A 20,714-nucleotide genomic window follows, 5' to 3' on the forward strand; every position below is an offset into this window, starting at 1 on the left:
ATGCGCGCACTTCAATGGCACGGCCCGCGCGACATCCGCCTGGTCGATCTCGACACGCCGCGCGCCAGGCCCGGCGAGGTTCGCATCGCGGTCGCGTATTGCGGCATCTGCGGCAGCGACCTGCACGAATACGCGGACGGCCCGCACGCGATTCCCGTCGACGCGCCGCATCCGCTGTCCGGCCGCACCGCGCCGCTGACGCTCGGTCATGAGTTCTGCGGCACCGTCGTCGAAGTCGGCGCGGGCGTCACGACGCTGGTCCCCGGCGACCGCGTGGCGGTCGAGCCCGAGTATCACTGCCACCAGTGCGCGTATTGCCGCGCGGGGTCGTACAACCTGTGCGTATCGATGGGCTTCGCCGGCCTGATGGGCGACGGCGGGATGGCCGATTTCGCGGTCGTGCCGGCCTACATGCTGCACCGCCTGCCCGACGACGTCAGTCTCGAACAGGCCGCGGTGATGGAACCGGCGGCCGTCGCGCTGCACGCGCTGCGGCGCGGCGAGCTGCGGCTCGGCGACACCTGCGCGGTGTTCGGGCTCGGGCCGATCGGCCTGCTGCTGATCATGCTCGCGAAACGGCAGGGCGCGACGACCATCGTCGCGGTCGACGTGTCGCCCGAGCGGCTCGCGGCGGCCGCGCGCTTCGGCGCGACGCATGCGTTCGATGCGCGCTCGCTCGACGCCCCGGTGCTGCGCGACGCGATCCGCGAAGCGGCGGGCGGGCTCGGCGTCGACGTGAGCTTCGAGGCGGCCGGCCTGCCGGCCACGTTCGAGGCGGCGATGCAGGGGCTGCGCAAGGGCGGCCGCCTCGTGATGGTCGGCCTGATGCCGCATGCGGGCTTCGATGCGTTCCGCGCGGTCAACGACGAGCTGACCTTCACGGCGAGCGTCGGCTACCGGCACGTGTACGAAGATCTGCTGCGGCTGATCGGGTCGGGCGCGCTCGATCTCACGTCGATCGTCACGCGCACCGTCTCGCTCGAGGATGCCGTCGCCGACGGCTTCGACGCGCTGCTCGCCGATCGCGCGCAGATCAAGATCCTGGTTGCGCCATCGCGCCGGCATGCGCGCCCTGTTCACACCGTCGGGAGCATCGAACATGAACCGCCCCTGGTCGTTTGACGGCAAGACCGTCGTTGTCACCGGCAGCACGTCGGGCATCGGCGCGCGCACCGCGTGGCGTTTCGCGGAAGCGGGCGCGTCGGTCGTCGCGCTCGGGCTCGATGCCGCCGGCCCGCATGCGCCGGCGCATCCCGACATCCGCTGCGTGGAGCTCGACGTGACCGACGACGCAGCATTGACACGGCTGATCCGCTCGCTGTCGCGCGTCGACGTGCTCGTCAACGGCGTCGGCATCAGCCGGCACGCGGACGAATACCGGATGGACCAGTTCGAACTCGTGCTGAACGTGAACCTGACTTCGGTGATGCGGGCGTCCGACGCCGCGCTGCCGGCACTCTCGGCGAACGGCGGCAGCATCGTCAACGTCGCGTCGATGTACACGTACTTCGGCAGCAAGGACCGCCCGGCATACAGCGCAAGCAAGGGCGGCATCGCGCAACTGACGCGCTCGCTCGCGCAGGCGTGGGCCGAGCGCGGCATCCGCGTGAACGCGGTGGCGCCCGGCTGGATCGACACCCCGCTCAGCAGCGGGCTGATGGCCGACACGCAGGCGTCGCGGCGGATTCTCGATCGCACGCCGCTCGCGCGCTGGGGCACGGCCGACGAGGTCGCGGACGCGATCCTGTTCCTGTGCTCGCCCGGCGCATCGTTCGTCACCGGCGCGATCGTGCCGGTGGACGGCGGGTATTCGACAGTCTAGCGCCGGCGCGCGCGGGCATCGGCGCAGGAGGTGTGCGCCGGTGTCCGCGTGTCGGAATGCCGGCGTGCCGTTTTCGGCTTACGTTTTCGGCTCCCGCTTCCAGGCTCGACCCGATCGACCGTTGCACGTTTCACTATCTTCATATCAATCAGTAGTCCCATCAAAAATATTCCGGCGTGACCGGACATGTGAGGAGCACTTTGGAGATGACGAAAAAGACCTTGCTGGCCCTCGCGGCCTGCACGATTCCGGCCGCCTCGTTCGCGCAAAGCAGCGTGACGATGTTCGGGCTGCTGGACGCCGGCCTCAGCTACGTGAGCAACGAAGGCGGCCACGGCAATGCGAAATTCGACGACAACATCTTCTTCCCGAACCTGCTCGGTTTCGAGGGCAAGGAGGACCTCGGCGCCGGCACGCGCGCGATCTTCCGGCTCGTCAATCAGTTCTCGCTCGCGAACGGATCGACGATCGGCGGCGGCCTGTTCGCGCGCACGGCCTATGTCGGGCTGCAGAACGACCGCTACGGCACGCTGACGCTCGGCAACCAGTACGAGTTCATGGTCGACGCGCTGGCCGCGAGCGGCAACGAGATCGCGCAGGATCTCGTCGGACTGTACGGCTTTCGCAACGGCCCGTTCGACAAGCTCGCGCTGCCGAACAACCCGACCGGCGCGTTCGACTGGGATCGCGTCGCGGGCAGCAACCGCGTCGCGAATTCCGTGAAGTACACGAGCGCGTCGATCTCGGGCCTGACCTTCGGCGCGCTGTACGGCTTCGGCAACGTCGCGGGATCGGTCGGCGCGAACAATACGGTCAGCGTCGGCGCGAGCTACGACAACGGCCCGTTCGGCGCCGGCGCGGCCTATACGAACCAGAAGTACGGCGCGGCGGGCGGCCTGCCGGCCACCACCGTGCGCAACTGGGGCGCGGGCGCCCACTACACGCTCGGCACGGTCACGGCGAAGGCGCTCTTCACGACCGTGCACAACGCGTGGAACGGCGCGGGCGCGTGGTCGGCGGAAGCCGGCGCCGCGTGGCATCCGTCGCCGGTCTGGGTGATCGGGGCGAGCTACACGTACATGAAGGGCAACGACACGCTCGACAACGCGCATGCGCACCAGTTCCTGGCCGCCGTCCAGTACTGGCTGTCGAAACGCACGATGGTGTATGTCGCGGGCGTGCATCAGCGTGCAAGCCACGGCAGCAACGCGCAGATCAACGGCGTGATGGATGCGAACGGCGCGTCGAGCGGCGCGCTGCAGTCGGTCGCGCGGATCGGGTTCAGTACGCGGTTCTGATTGACGTCGGCGTTGAACGGAAAACGCCCGCCCGGTTCACGCCGGGCGGGTTTCATCTTAGCGCTACGCCGTCAGAAGCGAATGGTCACCGATTTCGGCTCGGTATAAGCGTCGATGAACGACGAGCCATACTCGCGTCCGATACCGGAGCCCTTCGCGCCGCCGAACGGCACGGCCGGGTCGACCAGCGTGTGCATGTTCACCCACACGGTGCCGGCTTCGATCCGCGGCACGTAGCGCAACGCCTTCGACAGATCGTTCGTCCACAGGCTCGCGGTCAGCCCGAACGGCGTGTCGTTCATCATCGCGATCAGTTCTTCCTCGTCGTCGAACGGCACGAACGCGCCGACCGGCCCGAAGATCTCCTTGCGATACGAAGCCGATTCCAGCGAGCGCGGCAGCACGATCGTCGGCTTCACGTAGAAGCCGTCGCGCGCATACGCGCCGCCGCCGGTGACGATCGTGTCGCCCTCCGTGCGCGCGAGCTCGAACGCGTCGAGACACTTGCGGAACTGCGGCTCGTTGCAGACGGGGCCGATCATCCCGGCGTCGTCCATCGGGTCGGCCGGCTGGAAGCTGTCCAGGCGCGCCTTCATCTTCTCGACCACCTCGTCGAACTTCGCGCGATGCACGAAGTAGCGTTCCGCCGACGCGCACACCTGCCCGCTATGCAGGAACCCGGCTTCGACGATGCCGTCGAGGATCTTCTCGACCGGCGTATCCGGCAGGAACGCCGCCGCATTCTTGCCGCCCAGTTCGAGCGTGAAGCGCGTGAAGTTCGCGTTGACGGCCTCCTCGCCGATGATGCGGCCGGTCGGCACCGACCCCGTGAACGACACCTTCGCCACGCGCGGATCGCGGATCACCTTCGCGCCGACCTGGCCCGTGCCGTTGATCACGTTGAGCGTGCCGGGCGGCAGGCCGGCTTCGGTCGCCAGTTCGGCGATGCGCAACATCGTGAGCGGCGTGAACTCGGACGACTTGATGAGTACCGTGTTGCCGGTCGCGAGCGCCGCGCCGAATTTCCATACCGGGATCATCACCGGAAAATTCCACGGAATGATCCCGAACACGACGCCCAGCGGTTCGCGCAGCGTGAACGACGTGTAGCGCTCGCCGTTCATGCTCGGGAACGACGGGGCGAGCGTTTCGCCCGCGATCTTCGTGGCCCAGCCCGCGTAATAGCGCAGCCAGCGGGCCGACCAGCCGACTTCGATCACGCGCGACAGCCCGATCAGCTTGCCCGACTGCGCGGTTTCGATCTGCGCGATCTCTTCGCCGTGCGCGTCGATCAGGTCGGCGAAACGCAGTAGGATGCGCTCGCGATCGGCCGGCGTCAGGCTGGCCCACTCGCCGCGGAACGCGCGGTGCGACGACGCGACCGCGGCCTCGACGTCGTCGTCGGTCGCCTGCGCGACGGAGCCGATCACCGCACGCGTCGACGGATCGCGCACGTCGATCCGCTCGCCGCGGCCGGCTACAGCGTGGCCGTCGATGTAGTGACCGTGTTCGCGCGCGAGAAACGCGCTGACTTCGTCCAGCATCCGTACCCGTGCCATCTGTGTCCCTCCGGAATTCGAATTGAGTGAAAGGCCCGACTTGCCGGCCGCTCTTCGATTCTAGGGACGCGTCGCGCACGCTGATCGGCGTTGCGTGCACACTTTTGGCTTCAGCGTGCAGAACGGTGCGACGCAGCGGTTTCCCTGTGGAAACCACCGTTGACGCTGAAAGTCGCCGCTGCCGACGATGATTGCGTTTCGCCCCCGCGTCCACGCCGAATGCATTAAGCTCGACGCATTCCCCGGCCCTCTCCCTCTTCCGGCAATGGCACACGAACTCGTCGTCGACGCCAGCAACAGCAACGCGAATCTGCGCGACCTGATCGCGGACAGCTTCCTGCCGCTGGTCTTTCACGACACCGGCCCGCAGTTCCGGATGTCGGTGCGGGTTGCCACGGTCGGCGGCCTGCGGATGGCCGAGGTCGACACCACCGCGATCCGCGTCGATCGCGACCGCTCGCTCGCGTCGCGCGCCGACAGCGACTGCTACAAGATCCTGTTCCAGATCGCCGGACAAAGCCGCGTCACGCAGCGCAACGCGGCGTCGACGGTCAATCCCGGCGAGTGGGTGATCTACGATGCGACGCAGCCGTACATGATCGAATCGGCGAACGCGTCGCGCTTCGTCGCGGCGTTGACGCCGCCGAGAAGCGGTACGATGTGGCGCTGGTTCGTGGAGCGCGCGGGCGTGCAGGTCCGTCGAACCCTCGGCAATGCGCAATTGGCGCTTCAATCGATCCATTACCTGATGGACGGGCAGGTGCCGAACGATCCGGAAAGCCTGTTCGGCTTCGAGCAGTCGACGCTGATGCTGCTCGATTCGGTGATCCGCCGCGAGGCGAGCGATTCGCTGAGCGGCACCGATGCGCGCAGCGCGACGCTGCGGATGAATGCGGAAATCCATCTGTCGCACCACTACAGCGATCCCGACCTGTCGCCGGACAAGCTCGCGAGTGCGCTGAACGTGTCGCGGCGCACGTTGTACAGCGCGCTGGCCGCGACCGGGCGGACGCCGCAGAGCCTGATCCAGGAATACCGGCTGCAGGCGAGCAAGCGCGCGCTGGAGGATCCGGCGGATCCCAACCGCAACCTGCTGGAGCTGGCGATCGCGTGCGGCTTCTCGGACATCACGCATTTCGGGCGCGCGTTCAAGGCACGGTTCGGATGCAGCCCGGGCGCGTATCGCGTCGCGTGTCGCGGTATTTCGGAGGCGTGAAGCGGGATCACCGCGAACTGCAGCGGCTTCGATGAACGATCTCGGGGGCGACGCTCGCGTGCCCCGGGGAAATATGCATCATCCGCAGCCTGGCATCGCCGCCCGGTGTCGACACCACGTGCATTCGTGTCATCTCGGCACCGTTCGACGACGTCGGCCAACGCACATGCGATCGTCCACTTGCGATTCCAGCGTGTCGGGCCGACGGTCCGTTACTGCAAAAAATCGGCGACACCATGCGTATCGCCCCGTCCGGCCTCCGCACATGTCATTCAACATGATCAGCATTCAATGCGACGCTTGAATCCGACACTATGTGCAACACGAGCGCCAATCAGGCCCAACTTCCACTCGACGATCTCCGCATCTTCACCTGATACCGCCACTCGAAAATAATATGCACTACTACGGTGCCAATCCATAGTGCTGTCTACCCATTGATGCTTCATTTGATGTCTGACATTCTGGAAGCGTGTCAGCGATGCATGGAATGTAACAAACATGAATGGATTTCGTCTTGAAAATGAAATTTCTTGCGCATGCAACGTAGAGAGCCCGGACCTTGCGCCCCCCACACGTTCGAAGACGGAATCTCCTGTTGTTTCGCCCGACGAAACACCCGCTGCACGCCCCGACTGTCTCAGGATTGCCCGCCTGATCGATGTCCTTCGGACACCGGCATGCCATTTCGACGAGAACGGGCGGGTCGTCAGCATCAACGATGCATGGCTTGCCTACGCGGATCGCTCCGCCGAGGCCACGTATCGACTCCAATGGACGGAGTTGATCCATCCGGAGCACCGATGCGCCGCCCAGTCGACACTTCACGCGGCGCAATCCGGCTCGGTACACGAAACGCTGGAGTGCCGGCTGGCGGGTTCCCACGGCATCGACCAGTGGTTCACCGTCGACCTTCACCGTGTCGACTGCGGATGGCTCTGCACTTGCACGAATATCCATGACCTGAAGGCCAAGGAAATCGAACTGAAGAGTCACACGTCGATACAGACGGACATGCTGAATATCAGCATCGACTGCATCAAACTGATTTCGCCGACAGGCAACTTGCTGCACATGAACCGCGCCGGATGCCAGGCGCTGGGCGTCGACGAAGACTCGGGATTCGGTATGCCGTGGCTGCCGCTCCTGCCCGAAGACGTGTGGCCCGACGGAAATGTCGCGCTCGAATCCGCCAGGAACGGTGTGTTCGGCAGGTTTCCCGGGCGCAGCGAGCGTCCGGGGCGCGACGTTCAATACTGGGACAACATGCTGACGCCGATCTTGGACGCCGATGGAAAAACGACCGCCATTCTGTGTGTTTCGAGAGACGTGACGCGCGAGCGCGTGGCGCTCGATCTGCTTCGGCGAAGCGAAGAAAGGCTGGCCATCGCGGCCCGCGTCGGCGGACTGGGAATCTGGGACTACGACATCGCATCGGACACACTGCACTGCGACGAGAACTGGCATCGAATCATGGGCCACGCTCCCGGGAGGGCGATTACCTCGATCGACCAGTTTCGCGCGTTGATTCATCCGGACGACGTCGACAAGGCGATGAAGGTCACTCGGACCGCGGAGCAATTCAATTCGTTCGGCAGGGATTATCGCGTCGAGTATCGCGTCATTCAGCCCAACGGCGAGATTCGATGGGTTCAGTCCACCGCCTATCCGCAGCATGAAGACGGCGTGACCCAGCGAACGATCGGGTTCGTGCTCGACGTGACGAAGATTCGTCTGGCGGAGCGGCGCCGGGAGGCATGGCTGCACTTCATTTCCCACGACATGCGCTCGCCTCAGGCATCGATTCTCGCATTGATCGATCTTCAGCGAGCCGCTGAACCGGCCCCGCCCGCCAAGGACCTGCTCGATCGAATTGCCGCGTACGCGCGCCGTACGCTGGCACTGGCCGACGACTTCGTTCTGCTGGCGCGCGCCGAAGCACCGACCTGGTCACTGGTGGAAACGGATATCGGCAGCGTGGTACTCGATGCGATCGACGAACTGTGGGCACTCGCTCAAGCGCGCGGCATCCGGCTCGACGTGAACGTCGGGGACGAGATCTGCATCGCACGCGTGGAACCCTTCCTGCTGATGCGCGCGGTCGTCAATCTCGTGAGCAATGCCATCAAGTTCAGTCCTGGCAATGCGACGGTAACCGTGCGCCTGACCGGCGTCGAACATGGCTACGCCATTTCCGTTGCAGACCACGGGCCCGGCATATCGGCCGAAGCCCAACAACGTCTGTTCGAGCCATTTCAACGCCTGCAAGTCGAACCGCCTCGTTACCCGTCGGGCGCCGGTCTCGGGCTGGCTTTCGTGAAGACGATCGCCAAGCGCTATGGCGGCAACATCGATTTGCATACCCGCCCGGGCGAAGGCTGCACGTTCATCCTGACGTTGCCGGGTGTCTCGTCGATACATGACGGTGCCTGATGCCGGTTCCTTGAAGCGCCGCCACTCGCCCGCAAGGTGCCACGTACTCTGAAGCGGTGTCAGTCCATGCGGGCTCGCGGTTTGGATATTGAAGCGATCGACCACCGACGCCTCATTCGAAGTTCCCGGTTTCGGACCGATCATCAGGAACGCCCGTCACCGGCTTCATTGCGCAATCAATGCGGCGGGCGGCCCCTGGTCGACAGGTCCTTGTCCCGGTCAACTACGCAGGAACGCAAGAAGGTCCTGGTTGAGCTGCGCCTTGTGCGTTTCGGTCAAACCGTGCGGCGCCCCCTTGTAAATCTTCAGAATGGCGTGGGGAACCAGTTTCTTCGTGGCGCGCCCGCCGACGTCGACCGGCACGACTTGATCGTCGTCCCCGTGCACGATCAACGTCGGCATGTCGAACTTGCTCAGGTCCGAAGAAAAGTCCGTTTCCGAGAATGCCCGCACTGAATCGTAAGTATTCTTGAACCCCCCCATCATTCCCTGGCTCCACCACGAGTCGATCATTCCCTGAGACGCCTTGGCGCCGGGACGGTTGAAGCCATAGAACGGGCCGCTGGCAATCTCCCTGAACAACTGAGACCGGTCAGCAACCATCCCCGAACGGATGGCATCAAAAACCTCTATCGGTACGCCCTGCGGGTTGGCTGGAGTCTTGAGCATCAACGGCGGAACGGCCGAAATCAGGCCGACTTTCGTCACACGCGAGCCACCATGGCGGCCGATATACCGCGTGACTTCGCCCCCTCCGGTCGAAAAGCCGATCGCCGTCACGTTCCTGAGGTTCAGCCTGTCAATGACGGCAGCCAGGTCGTCGGCGTAGTGGTCCATGTCGTTGCCGTCCCACGGCTGGCTTGATCTTCCATGCCCACGCCGGTCATGCGCAATCACCCGGAAGCCGTTCGACGCAAGGAAAAATGCCTGGTTGTCCCAACTATCCGAGCTAAGGGGCCAGCCGTGGCTGAGTGTGACTACCGGAGCGTCCTTCGGTCCCCAGTCCTTGTAGAAAATTTCGACGCCGTCCCTGGTGATGATCCTGTCCGCCGATTGATTTCTCCCCGCGCCGGAAACCGCAGTGGACTTCGACAAGCGCCCAGTCGTTGCGTCCGCTGCAGCCGGTACAACGGCAGCGACGGTTGCCAGAACACCGCCCAGCATCAGACCTCGACGGCTGGCATCGTCGGGAGACAGGTGAGAATCAGGCTTCATGCAATATGCTCCTGTTGTGGAAGAAATCGTCATGCCGGCCGATCGATCGGCCAGACGAACCCGCCGCGCCGTTGGCGAATTTCAGATACAAGCACGCGCTCACGAGGAGATTGGAACTCGCGATCATGTTTGCTCGATATGGCGGGAATCGTAGGACGGCCATTAACCTGGCGGTAGCTACGTAGAAGTGCTCACGGTGTTGTTCAAACAGCACCAATCCGCGCGTCGGAACATGCCCTCGCCCGGACCAACTCAGGAGATGTGAGGGATTGCGGCGTGAAGATGAACGCGGTCGGCCATCGAGATTTTGACGCCGGAGCAGACGCCTGGCCGAATATCCGCACCTCACGCATTTCGACAGGAATCACTCGACGATTTTGTCTCGCAGGCCAAATTTGAGCGTCTCATTCATGTCGGCCCATGTTCTTTCTCGCGCTATCTGGATCGAGCGAGCTGTTGCGAGACGAAATCGATGAAGATTCTCGCGCGGGCGGGCAAACCTTTTCCGAATGCGTGCAACGCAATGACCGGCACCGCACTCAACTTCACGTCAGGCAGCACTTCCGTCAATCGGCCGGAATCGAGATCATGCTGTACTGCCGTTCTCAGAATCTGGGCGATACCGAGTCCGTTCAATGCAGCCACTCTCATCGCATCACCATTGTCGGCATCGAATATGCCATCGATGGGGATGCTCGTTCCGTCGGCAAAAACGATCGGTACGACGCGTCCGTCGAGTTTGTAACGCACATGAAGATGCGCAACGAGATCGTCCTTTCCGTTGGGCATACCATGCTTGTGCAGATAGTTCGGGGAAGCCACGAGCACCAGCGGCAGGCTCATCAGCGTGTGCGCATAGAGCCTGCTATCGACGGCGCGCCCGGCTCTGATGGCGATATCGAAGCCCTCACGGATCACATCGACGTGACGATCGCTGATGTTGACTTCGAGTGACAATTCGGGATTGCTGCCCATCAATTCCCGCGTGATCGGCTCGAGTAGAGTCCGCCCCAGATCGACTGGAAGGCTCACGCGCAACTTTCCTACCGCTTTTTCAGGCGTCGTCAGAACGTCGCTCGCATCCTCGAGACCTCGCATGAGCGGCGCAACGCGCTCATAGTATGTTTGCCCTTCGCTCGTCAGGACGAACGCCCGCGTCGACCGCTGAAACAGCGTTACGCCGAGCCGCTTCTCCAGCCTTGCGACGCTCCTTGACACGGCGGACGGCGTCGTTTCAAGCGACCGTGCTGCGGCCGTGAACGATCCTGCCTCGACCGACCTCACGAACGCTGGAAGACCGCTGAATTTCTCGAATGCCATTCGTGACTCTTCGGCAAAATTGATAGTTCCGTTGCATGACTACAGCGCTCGAATTCCCCGGACTATATTGGCGCCATACGCCAGATCGGCGCGAAACAACGGAGATTTCAATGAATCGACTCGCAAACAAGGTTGCCGTCATTACGGGTGGCAACAGTGGAATCGGGTATGCCACGGCAAGGCTGTTCGTCGAGGAAGGCGCAAACGTCGTCATCGTGGGCCGTCGCTCCGAGGCCGTGACCGCGGCCGTGGCCGAACTCGGAAATCGCGCGACGGGACTGACAGGAGATCTCGCCGATCTTCGAACGCACGATCGCGTCGCAACCCTGGTGGCCGAACGGTTCGGCGGCGCCGACATATACGTCGCGAATGCCGGCGTCAATACGATCGCACCGTCGAGCCAGGTGGGCGTCGAGTTGTATGACGATCATTTCGCCACCAATACCAAAGCCGTGTTCTTCGGTGTGCAAAAGATTGCGCCCCACATGCGCGACGGCGGAGCGATCCTGTTGACGAGTTCGATCGCCAGTTCCAAAGTGTTCGACGGCCATGCCGTTTATGCGGGAACGAAGGCCGCCATCGAAGCATTTGCCCGCAGCTGGGTGCTCGAATTCAATACCCGCGGCATCCGGGTCAACGTAATCAGTCCCGGTCCCACCGACACGCCCATTCTTTCCAAGCTCGGTATCGAATCCGTTGACCGACCGGCATTCGAGGCGGCCGTCTCCGACAGCATCCCGCTCGGTCGTTTCGGCCGCCCGGAAGAACTGGCTCGCGCCGCACTGTTTCTCGTCAGCAGCGAAGGGAGCTTCGTCAACGGCGTGAACCTGAATGTCGACGGCGGGATGTCGCTGCGCTGACCTCCCGCCAGGGCACTCACTCCGCCGCCCGGTGATACTTCGCAACGTAGCGTGCCTGCGCAAGCACTTTTCCGTGCATCTGATAGGCAACGAGGGCCGGGCTCGATGTGGCGTTCACGTCGAGGCTTGGCACGGCGAGCGCCGATGCCGTGACGATGTATCGGTGCGACTCCCCCTGAGGCGGGCAAGGCCCGCCGTATTTCGCCGCCCCGAAGTCGGTCAGCGTTTCGATGGCCCCCGCAGGCATCCGCTTCGGATTGCCGGACGCGCCTTTTTCGATCGACGCCTCCGACGCCGGAATATTGACGACGCCCCAATGCGTCCAGCCCAGCCCGCCTGTCGGGGCGTCGGGGTCGTGAATGGTCACGACGACGCTCTTCGTTCCGTGAGGAAGATGGGACCACGAAATGCGTGGCGAGACGTTGTCGCCGTGGCAGCCAAAGCCGCCGTATACCTGTTCGTTCACGAACCGGCCACGGTTCAGGCCATCGACTTTAACGGAGAACGCGCCCGCGACAGCGATCGTCGGCACGATCGACAAGAGCATTGCAGAGCAGAGGGTCGAGCGCGTAAAGAAGTTGAATCTCAAGGTGTGCTCCATTGAAAAGGAGGGCGTTTCTGCAGGAGGCGAGAACGATCCGGCCGAGCGGGTCGAGACGAGACGACACTTGCGCTGCCAGGGTGCCGGCGCGCATGCCACCCCGCCCAGATCACCTTGCTCGCTTGTGTGCGTTCGCCCGACGAAGTACGGACTCCTTCCGCATCGGCCGTCGACATTAAAAAATCAATCAGTAGTCCCACAGAACAGGCACAAAACTGAAACCGCTCCCCCTCTTTGCGATATGACCGACGGACGGGAACGCGACATGTGCCGCGGCCAGCAGAGCGCCGGTCTCGGCTGCTTCGTTCAACAGCGAGATACGTACGTCCACAGCGGCTTCAGGATCGTGCTCGAAGCCATTTTGCCAGTCGGGATTGTCGAAGTTGACTTCGAAAATCGCGTCGCCCACGAACGTCAGCTTCTCGCCGTTCGATGCGACATCCACCACGCAGTGCCCCGGCGTGTGCCCCCCCGTCACGCGCGCCGACACGCCCGCTGCAACTTCCACGGCCCGATCGAACTGCACGATGTTTTCGCGATAGAGTTCCACGAACTTTGAAGCTGCCTTGCGGAGCGCGGGAGGAACCGTTTCCGGCATCACCGTCTTGCTGAAATCCGGATTTTTCCAGAACGCCACTTCCTCGGCCGATACATGAATGCGCACGTCCGGACGCAGCTTGGCCTTGACGCCATCGACGTTCAGCCCGCCGACGTGATCCATGTGCATATGCGTAATCACGATATCGGTGATCGCAGCCAGGTCGATGCCGGCCGATTCCAGCCGCATCACCGACTTCCCTGCGCGCGTGAAGTATTCAAATCCGTCGCCGACGCCCGAGTCGATCAGGATCAGGCGTTCTCCGCTACGCACGAGTGCGATGTTCAGTGCCCAGTCGAACATGTCACGTTGCAGGAAACGGCCGTCGAACCAATCGTTTCGGTCTGCTTCGCTCACGTTGGTGGACATGGTGGAAGTCGGCAGCGGCAGAACGCCGTCGCTGATCAGCACGACGTCGACGTTACCCACGCGCACGGCGTAACGGGAAGGCACGAGTTCTCCCGATCCTTCTTTGCCGAGCCCGGAGGTAACCGGCTGCACATTGCGGGTCGTTTCGCTCATCTTCGATTGTCCTGTTGGTCAAGTGGGTGAGGCGCTCGGCGCGGCGCGACTCACGAGCGCGGCCACGAATTTCGCTCGCCTGGTTTCGCTCGCATTTCAACCGAACGTGAGACGGATTGTAGTCAGGGGGAGGCAAACGCCAGTAGCGTCGGGAACGCACACACCGCGTTGTCCAACCGGCAACAATCGACGTCCGGCAGGCAACACGAGCCAATCCGTCACCCGTCGTGTTTGAGCCTTCGGGCGGATCCTTCGGCAGGAGATGGATTTCAGCGAAAATCGGTTCACGGTCGGCGCCGACTTTTTTTTCTCGAAGCGCAACGCCGACGTGCATGTGTCCAACCGCTGGCGCTAGCGCGGTTCAGCCGTCAATTGCCGCAACTGTTCGAGCAGCTTGACGGCGGGACTCGGCAACAAACCGTGCCGACGCCGAAATGCGGTCAACGTGCGCCGCCCGACCACCCCCGGCAATTCGAGCGTATCGAACACCCCCGCCTTGCTCTCCGTCACGTACATCGGTTCGGCCATCCAGCTCAGAAAACCGGATCGGGCGACGAGACTCTTCAGCACGGTGATCGATCGGGTTTCGACCACGACGTTCGGCAAGCCGAGCCCGTTTGCGACGAACACCTGCTGCATGTGCTCGAACGGCGCGGTGCCGCGCGGCGGGATCGCCCACTGCTGATCCAGCGTATCGGCCAGCGTGATCCCCGGCTTTGCCCGCAGCGGGTGATCGAGCGCCGCCACCACGTAGCTGTTGTCCTCCCAGCGACAGTCCTCGATCGCGACGATCTCTTCGGTGTCGGGCATCACCATGCTGAGTGCGAGATCGATTTCGCGCTGCACCAGCGCCTCGGCAAGACGATCCCAGACGCCTTCGATGACGTGAACGCGCAAATTGGGCCACTTCTGCAACACGCCGCTCACGGCGAGCGGCAGCACGAGGCTCGCGATGCTGCCTACCGCACCGCAGCGAATCGTCCCGCGTGCGAGCCCGCGCATCGCGTCGATCTCTTCACGCGCCTGCTCCGCCTCGCGTTGCAACAGAATCGCGTGCGGCAGCAGTGCCTCCCCCACCGCCGTCAGGTGCATGCCGCGCGTATGGCGCTCGAATAAAGGGGCACCCACCTCGTCTTCGAGCCGGCGGATCGCGCGGCTCAAGGCCGGTTGGGTGACGTGCAAGGTCTCGGCCGCGCGCCCGAGACTACCGGCAGAGGCGATCGTGACGAATGCGTGAAGCTGCTGGAGATTGAAAGTCATGCCTGAAGGTAATGCCTTTTTGTGAAATCGGCAATTTCGGATTCTTCCTGATGTTTCGATAATGCGTTCACCAGAACCGTACTGAACGACAGGAGACTTCAATGGAGCTCAGCCTCCCGCCGCAAGGCGCCCCGGCAGTTTCCGCCGCGCGCGCTTGCGCCCGGTCCGGGTGAGAGCGCATGTCGGTCGCCTTCGCGCTGCACGCGTTGAGTGAAGCCCGTCTCGCCGAGGACATCGGCGTCGAAAAAATCCAGGAGACAAACGATGAAGACAGTGTCGATGCTCATCGACGGTGAGGTAGCGTCGCGCACGCCCGCCGACGACGGCGTCGAGGATGCCGACGCAGCGGTGGACGCCGCGGCCCGCGCATTCCCGATCTGGTCGGGATTCGGCCCGCTCAAGCGGGGCAGCGGCTTCCGGTGCTTCGGCGGCCGCGCGGGTGTCGCGGAATTCACCGACTTGCGGGGGATTACCCTGCAGACCACTCTCCACCACGATCCGTTCTAAGGAGCACGCCATGCAGATCGCCATTCTGGGTGCCGGTGCGATGGGTTCGTTCTTTGGCGGCCGCCTCGCGCTTGCGGGGCATTCGGTCAGCCTGCTCGACATCGACGACGCTCATCTCGCATCGATTCGCAGCCACGGCCTGCGGCTTTCGACCGATTTCGGCGAGCAAATCGTGCGCAATCTCGTCGCGCTGAGGCCGGAGGAGGCCGGCAAGCCCGTCGACCTCGTCATCGTCTTCACGAAGACGATGCATACGACCGCCGCACTCGCTGCCGCAAGCGCCGTACTCGGCCCCGACACCGTCATCCTGTCGTTGCAGAACGGCCTGGGGAACGCCGAACGGCTCGCCCGTTCCGTCTCGCCCGACCGGGTCATGGTCGGCGTGACCACGTGGCCCGCCGACAAGTCGGAGCCTGGCGCCGTCAGCTCGCATGGCCAGGGCACGATCCGGCTGATGAACGCGAACGGCACGCATACGAGCGCGCTCGAACAGACCGTGCATGCATTGAATGACGCCGGCCTCTCGTGCCATGTCGATCCCGACGTCTGGGCCGCGATTTGGGAGAAGGTTGCATTCAACGCCGCCCTCAACAGTCTGTGTGCCGTGACGCAATGCACGGTCGGCGAGTTGACGAATACTCCCGACGGGGAAGAACTGGCGCTGAAGATCGTCTCGGAGGTGATGGCCGTCGCGCGTGCACTCGGCATTTCGGCAAGTGAAGCAGACGTGGCGTCGAATGTGCGCGATGCGCTCGCCCATCATCGTACGCATCGGCCATCGATGCTGCAGGACGTGCTGGCCGGCCGGCGTACCGAGATCGAAGCGATCAATGGCGCGGTAGTCGAGGCCGCTCGCAAGGCCGGGGTGGAGGTGCCGTATACGAACAGCCTGGCCTGCCTCGTCAGGCTGGTCGACGCGCGTACACGTCAGTCGGACGGCGCGACGGCTCGACACTGAAGCGCGTGGCGGTTGCCGCCGGGCGCTTCTTCGAAGCGTCCGTCCGTCGACCCATCCACGCAGCTGGCCGCGGTGCGGAGCGTCACGCAAATCGGCGCATCGGCGACGATCACCCGTTCCTCTCGACCTCGTTCCGACCGCACCCTGAACTTCTCGAGGAACGACTCATGCGTCGATACATGCACACAGCGCTTGGGCGATCGCATCGAGCGGGGTGCCGGGCCCGAACGTCGCCGCGACGCCCTTCGCCTTCAGATGGCGAATATCCGCGGCCGGAAAGATGCCGCCCAACATCACCGGAATCCGGGCGCGATGCAATGCCAGTTCGTCGAGCAGCCCTTCGACGAGCTCGAGGTGGGCGCCCGACAACGACGAAATACCCACGATATCGGCGCCATGCGCGTGCGCGGCTGCCACCACGGATGCCGGTTGCTGAAACAGCGGCAGGCGCAGGACGTCGAATCCGGCGTCCTCGAGCGCGGCTGCGTGTTCATGCCGCCGCTAGGCATCGCGGCGACCCGGTGCGGCACGTCCATCGGAATGTTGGCGGCCCGCGCGCCCTCGATGAACAAGCCCGACATCGGGGCGAGCGCGATGCGCATGCCGCCCGACGCCGAACCGGTGATGCCGGCGAGCGAGCTGACCGACACCTGCATCGATCTCCTCCTCAACATCCGCCCCCAATAATCCTCCTTGACACCCTATCTTTCGATATATATCTTTAGATATGTTTTACGACATATAGGACACGATCATGCGACACAACTCCTCCCGCGGCCATGCCCGATGCGACGGTCATGGTGCGCATGCGGGCCCTGACTGGTACACCAGTGTCTGGCAACTGATCGGCCGCCATCGGCGCGGCCACGATCCGTTCGGCGGCGGCCCGTTCGGTGGCCGTGGCGGACGCGGCGGCTTTGGCGATTTCGGCGACGACGGCATGCCGCGCGGCCGCCAATTCAGTTCCGACGATCTCCAGCTGCTGCTGCTCGCGCTGGTCGCCGAGCAACCGAGCCACGGTTACGAACTGATCAAGGCGCTCGATACGCGCTCGAACGGCTTCTACAGCCCGAGCCCCGGCATGGTGTATCCGGCGCTCACGTATCTCGACGAAGTCGGCTTCGTCGCATCGCAGGCGGAAGGCAACCGCAAGCGCTATGCGCTGACCGACGCCGGCCGCGCGCATCTCGATGCACAGCGCGAACGCGTCGACACCTTGTTCGCGCGCCTCACGCACCTCGCTCGCAAGATGGAATTCATGCGTCGCGCATTCGCCGGCGAGGCGGCGGGCAGCGAGGCACAGGACGACACGCAGCCCGGCTGGCTGCCGGAGTTCGTCGAGGCCCGCCTTGCACTGAAGCGGGCGCTGCTCCACAAGAGCGCGGCCGATGCCGACGAACAGCGGCGCATCGCGGCAATCATGCGCCGCGCGACGGCCGAAATCGAAGGCGGCACCGGCGCGTAACCCGCGCCGTCCCGTCAAAACCCAAGGAGTACGGATTGATGCAGAACCCCTCCGAACGTGCCGTCACGCGCGTGCGCCATACACTCAAGTTCCGCCTGCTGCAGGTCGTGCGCGTGCACGCCGTGACGCCGCACCTGCTGCGCGTCACCCTCGGCGGCCCCGACCTCGCGGATTTCGAATCGTCGTCGTTCGACGATCACGTGAAGGTGTTCTTCCCGCCGCCCGGCGCCGAACGCCCCGCGATGCCGACGCTCGGCGCGAACGGCCCCGAGTTTCCCGAAGGCGAACCGAAGCCGGTCGCGCGCGATTTCACGCCGCGCCGTTTCGACCGCGCCGCCTGCGAACTCGATCTGGAATTCGTGCTGAACCATCCGGGCCCCGCATCGCAGTGGGCGGCACAGGCACGCGTCGGCCAATGGCTCGGCATCGGCGGCCCGCGCGGATCGTTCGTGGTCCCGATCGATTTCGACTGGCATCTGCTGATCGGCGACGATACGGCGCTGCCGGCGATCGCACGGCGTCTCGAGCAATTGCCGGCCGGCGCGCGCACGGCGGTCGTGCTGGAAGTCGCGGATCGCACCGCGCAGATCGCGTTCGATACGCGTGCCGACGTGCATGAAATCTGGCGCTTTCGCGCCGAAGCCGACGCCGCGGACGGCGACCTGCTGCTGAATGCGGTGCGCGAGCTGCCGCTGCCGTCCTCCGGCGACGGTTACGTGTGGGCGGCAGGCGAAGCGCAATCGATGCGCGCGGTGCGTCAGCACCTGACCGGCGAGCGCGGCGTCGACAAGTCGCGCATCCGCGCGGCGGCCTACTGGAAGCGCGGCGCGACGGCCGTGCACGAAACGCTGGAAGACTGACGCGAACGGGTGCCCGCGCATGGGCGGGCTTGGCATCGGCGGGGCGGCTGGTATATATCTATGTCTGCGACGCCGCTGTCGGGCGACAGCCGCCGCAGCCCGCCCAGGAGCGCCCGGTCATGACAAGAGAAAGCCACGCTTCGCCTTTCCTTCGCAACCTGAAGATCGCCGGCTATTGCGGCCTGGCGGTCGTCGTGCTCGCGCTGTTCGTCGCGATGTGCGCGATCCTGAAGGAAAGCGCGCTCGAACGTGACGCCGCGCAGCATCCGGGCGAGACGCCCGAACTGCATGAAGCGGGCGGCGGCCCGTCCGCTTCGGCGGAAGCGGCCAAGACGCCCGGTTGACGGCGTCCGGCCCGCACTTCTCCCGCGTAGTCCTGCCGCTCAGGGCGTGCGCTCGCGCCCCATCAGCACCGCGTGCACGACATCGCCGATCCGTTCGAGCAGCTCGACCACGCGTTGTCCGTACAGGTGCGCGGCCAGCGCGCCGGCCGTGCCGACCAGCACGCCGCCGGCCATGTCGAACGGCCAGTGCACGCCCGCATACACACGCCCCCATGCAATCGCCACGGCCATCGCGGCCATCACGACGCCGGTCAGCCGCGTGGTACCGGCGAGCATCATGCCGACCGCGAGACTCCAGGCAAACGTCATGTGATCGCTTGGAAACGAGCTGTCCGGCGCATGCGGAATCAGTTGCGTGCCGATTCCGGCCATGAACGGCCGCGGCGAAAACCAGAAATGCCCGATCACCTGCGCAAGCGCCAGCGCCACACACGTGCCGACGCCGGCCTCGATCGCCTGGCGGCGCGTCGGGCGTTCGCCGAAGATCCAGGTCAGCAGCAGCATCGCGGGCAGCGCATAGACGAGCCAGTCGGCGGCGAAGATCGCGAGGCGGGCAACGCCGGGGTGCGGCGCGGCGCCGGCATTGAAGGCGGAAAACAGGGTGAGATTGAGGTTCTGCATGAATCCGGTTGCGTGGGATGTCGTGACGGGACCGGCGGTGCCGGTCGGATGCAAGCGATGCTAGTGCTCACTCGCTTAAGCAGTGCTTAATGCGCCGGGCGACCGGTGACCAGGATCGGGGCCCGCGTGCGACGCACTTAGAGCCTGCACTGCAACACAAGTTCATACAATTGTCACATTCACGCGCGACCGTCTCCCGTAAAAGCTCACCTGCGCTCCCGTAAAGGCTCACCTTTTTCACATCGTGGCGTCACCGACCCGTGCGAGTATCGGACCGCTCACGCGCGCCATGCCGTTTGCACCGTTCGTCTCAATATTTGCGTCGCAAATCATTCGAAATCGGCAACAATTAATTCCATATGCGGCATCGCACAACGGCAACGCACAGGCATAGGATTACGAGCTTACGAGCACTCATCCACGAAGCGATCAACAACAAGGAGTCCGCATGAAACCCAGCGATGTCCGATCGAAAGCGTTTGCGATGCCGTTGACCAGCCCGGCCTTTCCGATGGGCCCGTACCGATTCGTCGATCGTGAGTTTCTGATCATCACGTACCGCACCGATCCGGACCGTCTGCGTGAAATCGTGCCCGAGCCGTTGCAGGTCAAAGAGCCGCTCGTCCATTACGAATTCATTCGCATGGCCGATTCGACCGGCTTCGGCGACTACACGGAAAGCGGCCAGGTGATCCCCGTCGAGTACAACGGCCAGGCCGGCGGCTACACGCTCGCGATGTATCTCGACGATCACCCGCCGATCGCCGGCGGCCGCGAGCTGTGGGGTTTCCCGAAAAAACTCGCGTCGCCCACGCTGCACGTGAACACCGACCACCTGCTGGGCACGCTCGACTACGGCAAGGTGCGCGTCGCGACCGGCACGATGGGCTACAAGCACAAGGAACTCGACATCGACGAGCAGACGAAGCGCCTCGCCGGCCCGAACTTCCTGCTGAAGATCATCCCGCACGTCGACGGCACCGCGCGCGTGTGCGAACTGGTGCGCTACTACATGCAGGACATCAGGATGAAGGGCGCGTGGACGGGCCCCGCGTCGCTCGAACTGGCACCGCACGCACTCGCGCCGGTGGCCGACCTGCCGGTGCTCGAGATCGTCGAAGCGCGCCACCTCGTCGCGGATTTGACACTCGGCCTCGGCGAAGTCGTCTACGATTACCTGGCTCAGTAACACGTCCGCAGTCCTTTCTCCCTGTCAATCCTTTCACCACGGGAATTCGAAATGAGCAACCTGAAT

Annotated in this window: 20 protein-coding genes and 2 pseudogenes; 12 read left to right on the plus strand and 10 right to left on the minus strand. The window is 64.1% G+C overall.

Features of this window, described 5'->3' with window-relative positions:
* The 3 genes from NQV17_RS33230 (at position 1) to NQV17_RS33240 (ending at position 3,120) form a co-directional block, all read left to right on the plus strand.
* Complete coding sequence (locus NQV17_RS33230; protein WP_257775504.1) at positions 1 to 1,122, plus strand: 2,3-butanediol dehydrogenase; 1,122 nt, start codon at positions 1 to 3, stop codon at positions 1,120 to 1,122.
* A complete protein-coding gene (locus NQV17_RS33235) occupies positions 1,100 to 1,822 on the plus strand; it encodes an SDR family NAD(P)-dependent oxidoreductase (protein WP_257775505.1) in 723 nt (240 codons plus the stop codon). The genes NQV17_RS33230 and NQV17_RS33235 overlap by 23 nt, the downstream gene beginning before the upstream one ends.
* Positions 1,823 to 2,028: 206 nt before the next feature.
* Positions 2,029 to 3,120, plus strand: coding sequence for a porin (locus NQV17_RS33240; protein WP_257775506.1), 1,092 nt, complete (start codon positions 2,029 to 2,031; stop codon positions 3,118 to 3,120).
* Between the two features lie 71 nt (positions 3,121 to 3,191).
* Here the strand turns inward: NQV17_RS33240 and NQV17_RS33245 are convergent, their stop codons facing one another.
* Positions 3,192 to 4,679 carry an NAD-dependent phenylacetaldehyde dehydrogenase gene (locus tag NQV17_RS33245; protein WP_257775507.1) on the minus strand — a complete coding sequence of 496 codons (1,488 nt, stop codon included), beginning with the start codon at positions 4,677 to 4,679 and terminating at the stop codon, positions 3,192 to 3,194.
* Positions 4,680 to 4,944: 265 nt separating this feature from the next.
* Here NQV17_RS33245 and NQV17_RS33250 point away from each other — a divergent pair, with 265 nt between their 5' ends.
* Entirely contained in the window at positions 4,945 to 5,895 is a 951-nt protein-coding gene (locus NQV17_RS33250; protein ID WP_257775508.1) for a helix-turn-helix domain-containing protein, read from the plus strand.
* A gap of 281 nt (positions 5,896 to 6,176) precedes the next feature.
* On the opposite strand, the gene NQV17_RS33255 is transcribed toward NQV17_RS33250, so the two are convergent.
* Positions 6,177 to 6,398, minus strand: coding sequence for a hypothetical protein (locus tag NQV17_RS33255; RefSeq protein WP_257775509.1), 222 nt, complete (start codon positions 6,396 to 6,398; stop codon positions 6,177 to 6,179).
* Here NQV17_RS33255 and NQV17_RS33260 point away from each other — a divergent pair.
* Positions 6,397 to 8,328 carry an ATP-binding protein gene (locus tag NQV17_RS33260; RefSeq protein WP_257775510.1) on the plus strand — a complete coding sequence of 644 codons (1,932 nt, stop codon included), beginning with the start codon at positions 6,397 to 6,399 and terminating at the stop codon, positions 8,326 to 8,328. The two genes, NQV17_RS33255 and NQV17_RS33260, sit on opposite strands and share 2 nt — an antisense overlap.
* 219 nt (positions 8,329 to 8,547) lie before the next feature.
* Here the strand turns inward: NQV17_RS33260 and NQV17_RS33265 are convergent, their stop codons facing one another.
* Together NQV17_RS33265 and NQV17_RS33270 are read right to left on the minus strand one after the other, a co-directional pair.
* Positions 8,548 to 9,543, minus strand: a complete 996-nt coding sequence (locus tag NQV17_RS33265) for an alpha/beta fold hydrolase (protein ID WP_257775511.1) — start codon at positions 9,541 to 9,543, stop codon at positions 8,548 to 8,550.
* 435 nt (positions 9,544 to 9,978) lie between these two features.
* Complete coding sequence (locus tag NQV17_RS33270; RefSeq protein WP_257775512.1) at positions 9,979 to 10,863, minus strand: LysR family transcriptional regulator; 885 nt, start codon at positions 10,861 to 10,863, stop codon at positions 9,979 to 9,981.
* 110 nt (positions 10,864 to 10,973) lie between these two features.
* Between NQV17_RS33270 and NQV17_RS33275 the strand changes: the two genes are divergently transcribed.
* On the plus strand, positions 10,974 to 11,723 hold the full coding sequence (locus tag NQV17_RS33275; protein WP_257775513.1) for an SDR family NAD(P)-dependent oxidoreductase: 750 nt from the start codon (positions 10,974 to 10,976) through the stop codon (positions 11,721 to 11,723).
* A gap of 16 nt (positions 11,724 to 11,739) precedes the next feature.
* Here NQV17_RS33275 and NQV17_RS33280 read toward each other — a convergent pair whose 3' ends face one another.
* From NQV17_RS33280 to NQV17_RS33290, 3 genes are all read right to left on the minus strand, one after another.
* Positions 11,740 to 12,270, minus strand: coding sequence for a YbhB/YbcL family Raf kinase inhibitor-like protein (locus tag NQV17_RS33280; RefSeq protein WP_257775518.1), 531 nt, complete (start codon positions 12,268 to 12,270; stop codon positions 11,740 to 11,742).
* 241 nt (positions 12,271 to 12,511) lie between these two features.
* A complete protein-coding gene (locus NQV17_RS33285) occupies positions 12,512 to 13,444 on the minus strand; it encodes an MBL fold metallo-hydrolase (protein ID WP_257775514.1) in 933 nt (310 codons plus the stop codon).
* Between the two features lie 351 nt (positions 13,445 to 13,795).
* On the minus strand, positions 13,796 to 14,704 hold the full coding sequence (locus NQV17_RS33290) for a LysR family transcriptional regulator (RefSeq protein WP_124489030.1): 909 nt from the start codon (positions 14,702 to 14,704) through the stop codon (positions 13,796 to 13,798).
* Between the two features lie 387 nt (positions 14,705 to 15,091).
* Between NQV17_RS33290 and NQV17_RS33295 the strand changes: the two are divergent.
* Together NQV17_RS33295 and NQV17_RS33300 are read left to right on the plus strand one after the other, a co-directional pair.
* Positions 15,092 to 15,211: pseudogene (locus tag NQV17_RS33295) on the plus strand (salicylaldehyde dehydrogenase); the annotation flags it as partial.
* 10 nt (positions 15,212 to 15,221) lie between these two features.
* Positions 15,222 to 16,169, plus strand: coding sequence for a ketopantoate reductase family protein (locus NQV17_RS33300; RefSeq protein ID WP_257775519.1), 948 nt, complete (start codon positions 15,222 to 15,224; stop codon positions 16,167 to 16,169).
* A gap of 165 nt (positions 16,170 to 16,334) precedes the next feature.
* Here the strand turns inward: NQV17_RS33300 and NQV17_RS33305 are convergent, their stop codons facing one another.
* Positions 16,335 to 16,622, minus strand: coding sequence for a cobalamin-dependent protein (locus NQV17_RS33305; RefSeq protein ID WP_308237587.1), 288 nt, complete (start codon positions 16,620 to 16,622; stop codon positions 16,335 to 16,337).
* A gap of 20 nt (positions 16,623 to 16,642) precedes the next feature.
* Positions 16,643 to 16,819: pseudogene (locus NQV17_RS33310) on the minus strand (GntP family permease); the annotation flags it as partial.
* Between the two features lie 104 nt (positions 16,820 to 16,923).
* On the opposite strand from NQV17_RS33310, the gene NQV17_RS33315 reads away from it, so the two are divergent.
* The 3 genes from NQV17_RS33315 to NQV17_RS33325 all read left to right on the plus strand — a co-directional run bounded on the left by NQV17_RS33315 (position 16,924) and on the right by NQV17_RS33325 (position 18,838).
* Positions 16,924 to 17,634 (plus strand): PadR family transcriptional regulator, encoded by a 711-nt coding sequence (locus tag NQV17_RS33315; RefSeq protein ID WP_044846504.1) that lies wholly within the window; start codon positions 16,924 to 16,926, stop codon positions 17,632 to 17,634.
* A 38-nt stretch (positions 17,635 to 17,672) separates the two neighbouring features.
* Positions 17,673 to 18,494: a siderophore-interacting protein gene (locus tag NQV17_RS33320; RefSeq protein WP_257775515.1), complete on the plus strand. Its 822-nt coding sequence runs from the start codon at positions 17,673 to 17,675 to the stop codon at positions 18,492 to 18,494.
* A 119-nt stretch (positions 18,495 to 18,613) separates the two neighbouring features.
* Positions 18,614 to 18,838: a hypothetical protein gene (locus NQV17_RS33325; RefSeq protein WP_124488982.1), complete on the plus strand. Its 225-nt coding sequence runs from the start codon at positions 18,614 to 18,616 to the stop codon at positions 18,836 to 18,838.
* A gap of 39 nt (positions 18,839 to 18,877) precedes the next feature.
* Here NQV17_RS33325 and NQV17_RS33330 read toward each other — a convergent pair whose 3' ends face one another.
* Positions 18,878 to 19,459, minus strand: a complete 582-nt coding sequence (locus tag NQV17_RS33330; RefSeq protein WP_257775516.1) for an undecaprenyl-diphosphatase — start codon at positions 19,457 to 19,459, stop codon at positions 18,878 to 18,880.
* A gap of 448 nt (positions 19,460 to 19,907) precedes the next feature.
* On the opposite strand from NQV17_RS33330, the gene NQV17_RS33335 reads away from it, so the two are divergent.
* On the plus strand, positions 19,908 to 20,648 hold the full coding sequence (locus NQV17_RS33335; RefSeq protein WP_044846508.1) for an acetoacetate decarboxylase: 741 nt from the start codon (positions 19,908 to 19,910) through the stop codon (positions 20,646 to 20,648).
* The last annotated feature ends 66 nt before the right edge of the window (positions 20,649 to 20,714 follow it).

This window comes from Burkholderia sp. SCN-KJ (assembly GCF_024656005.1).
Lineage (GTDB): Bacteria > Pseudomonadota > Gammaproteobacteria > Burkholderiales > Burkholderiaceae > Burkholderia.

Bases quoted from the DNA above. Each gene is read 5' to 3' on its own strand.
- NQV17_RS33230 (WP_257775504.1), top strand. From the start codon at position 1: ATGCGCGCACTTCAATGGCACGGCCCGCGCGACATCCGCCTGGTCGAT.
- NQV17_RS33240 (WP_257775506.1), top strand. From the start codon at position 2,029: ATGACGAAAAAGACCTTGCTGGCCCTCGCGGCCTGCACGATTCCGGCC.
- NQV17_RS33330 (WP_257775516.1), bottom strand. From the start codon at position 19,459: ATGCAGAACCTCAATCTCACCCTGTTTTCCGCCTTCAATGCCGGCGCC.
- NQV17_RS33315 (WP_044846504.1), top strand. From the start codon at position 16,924: ATGCGACACAACTCCTCCCGCGGCCATGCCCGATGCGACGGTCATGGT.
- NQV17_RS33335 (WP_044846508.1), top strand. From the start codon at position 19,908: ATGAAACCCAGCGATGTCCGATCGAAAGCGTTTGCGATGCCGTTGACC.
- NQV17_RS33285 (WP_257775514.1), bottom strand. From the start codon at position 13,444: ATGAGCGAAACGACCCGCAATGTGCAGCCGGTTACCTCCGGGCTCGGC.
- NQV17_RS33245 (WP_257775507.1), bottom strand. From the start codon at position 4,679: ATGGCACGGGTACGGATGCTGGACGAAGTCAGCGCGTTTCTCGCGCGC.
- NQV17_RS33275 (WP_257775513.1), top strand. From the start codon at position 10,974: ATGAATCGACTCGCAAACAAGGTTGCCGTCATTACGGGTGGCAACAGT.
- NQV17_RS33290 (WP_124489030.1), bottom strand. From the start codon at position 14,704: ATGACTTTCAATCTCCAGCAGCTTCACGCATTCGTCACGATCGCCTCT.
- NQV17_RS33270 (WP_257775512.1), bottom strand. From the start codon at position 10,863: ATGGCATTCGAGAAATTCAGCGGTCTTCCAGCGTTCGTGAGGTCGGTC.
- NQV17_RS33235 (WP_257775505.1), top strand. From the start codon at position 1,100: ATGAACCGCCCCTGGTCGTTTGACGGCAAGACCGTCGTTGTCACCGGC.
- NQV17_RS33255 (WP_257775509.1), bottom strand. From the start codon at position 6,398: ATGTTTGTTACATTCCATGCATCGCTGACACGCTTCCAGAATGTCAGA.
- NQV17_RS33260 (WP_257775510.1), top strand. From the start codon at position 6,397: ATGAATGGATTTCGTCTTGAAAATGAAATTTCTTGCGCATGCAACGTA.
- NQV17_RS33265 (WP_257775511.1), bottom strand. From the start codon at position 9,543: ATGAAGCCTGATTCTCACCTGTCTCCCGACGATGCCAGCCGTCGAGGT.
- NQV17_RS33300 (WP_257775519.1), top strand. From the start codon at position 15,222: ATGCAGATCGCCATTCTGGGTGCCGGTGCGATGGGTTCGTTCTTTGGC.
- NQV17_RS33320 (WP_257775515.1), top strand. From the start codon at position 17,673: ATGCAGAACCCCTCCGAACGTGCCGTCACGCGCGTGCGCCATACACTC.
- NQV17_RS33325 (WP_124488982.1), top strand. From the start codon at position 18,614: ATGACAAGAGAAAGCCACGCTTCGCCTTTCCTTCGCAACCTGAAGATC.
- NQV17_RS33280 (WP_257775518.1), bottom strand. From the start codon at position 12,270: ATGCTCTTGTCGATCGTGCCGACGATCGCTGTCGCGGGCGCGTTCTCC.
- NQV17_RS33250 (WP_257775508.1), top strand. From the start codon at position 4,945: ATGGCACACGAACTCGTCGTCGACGCCAGCAACAGCAACGCGAATCTG.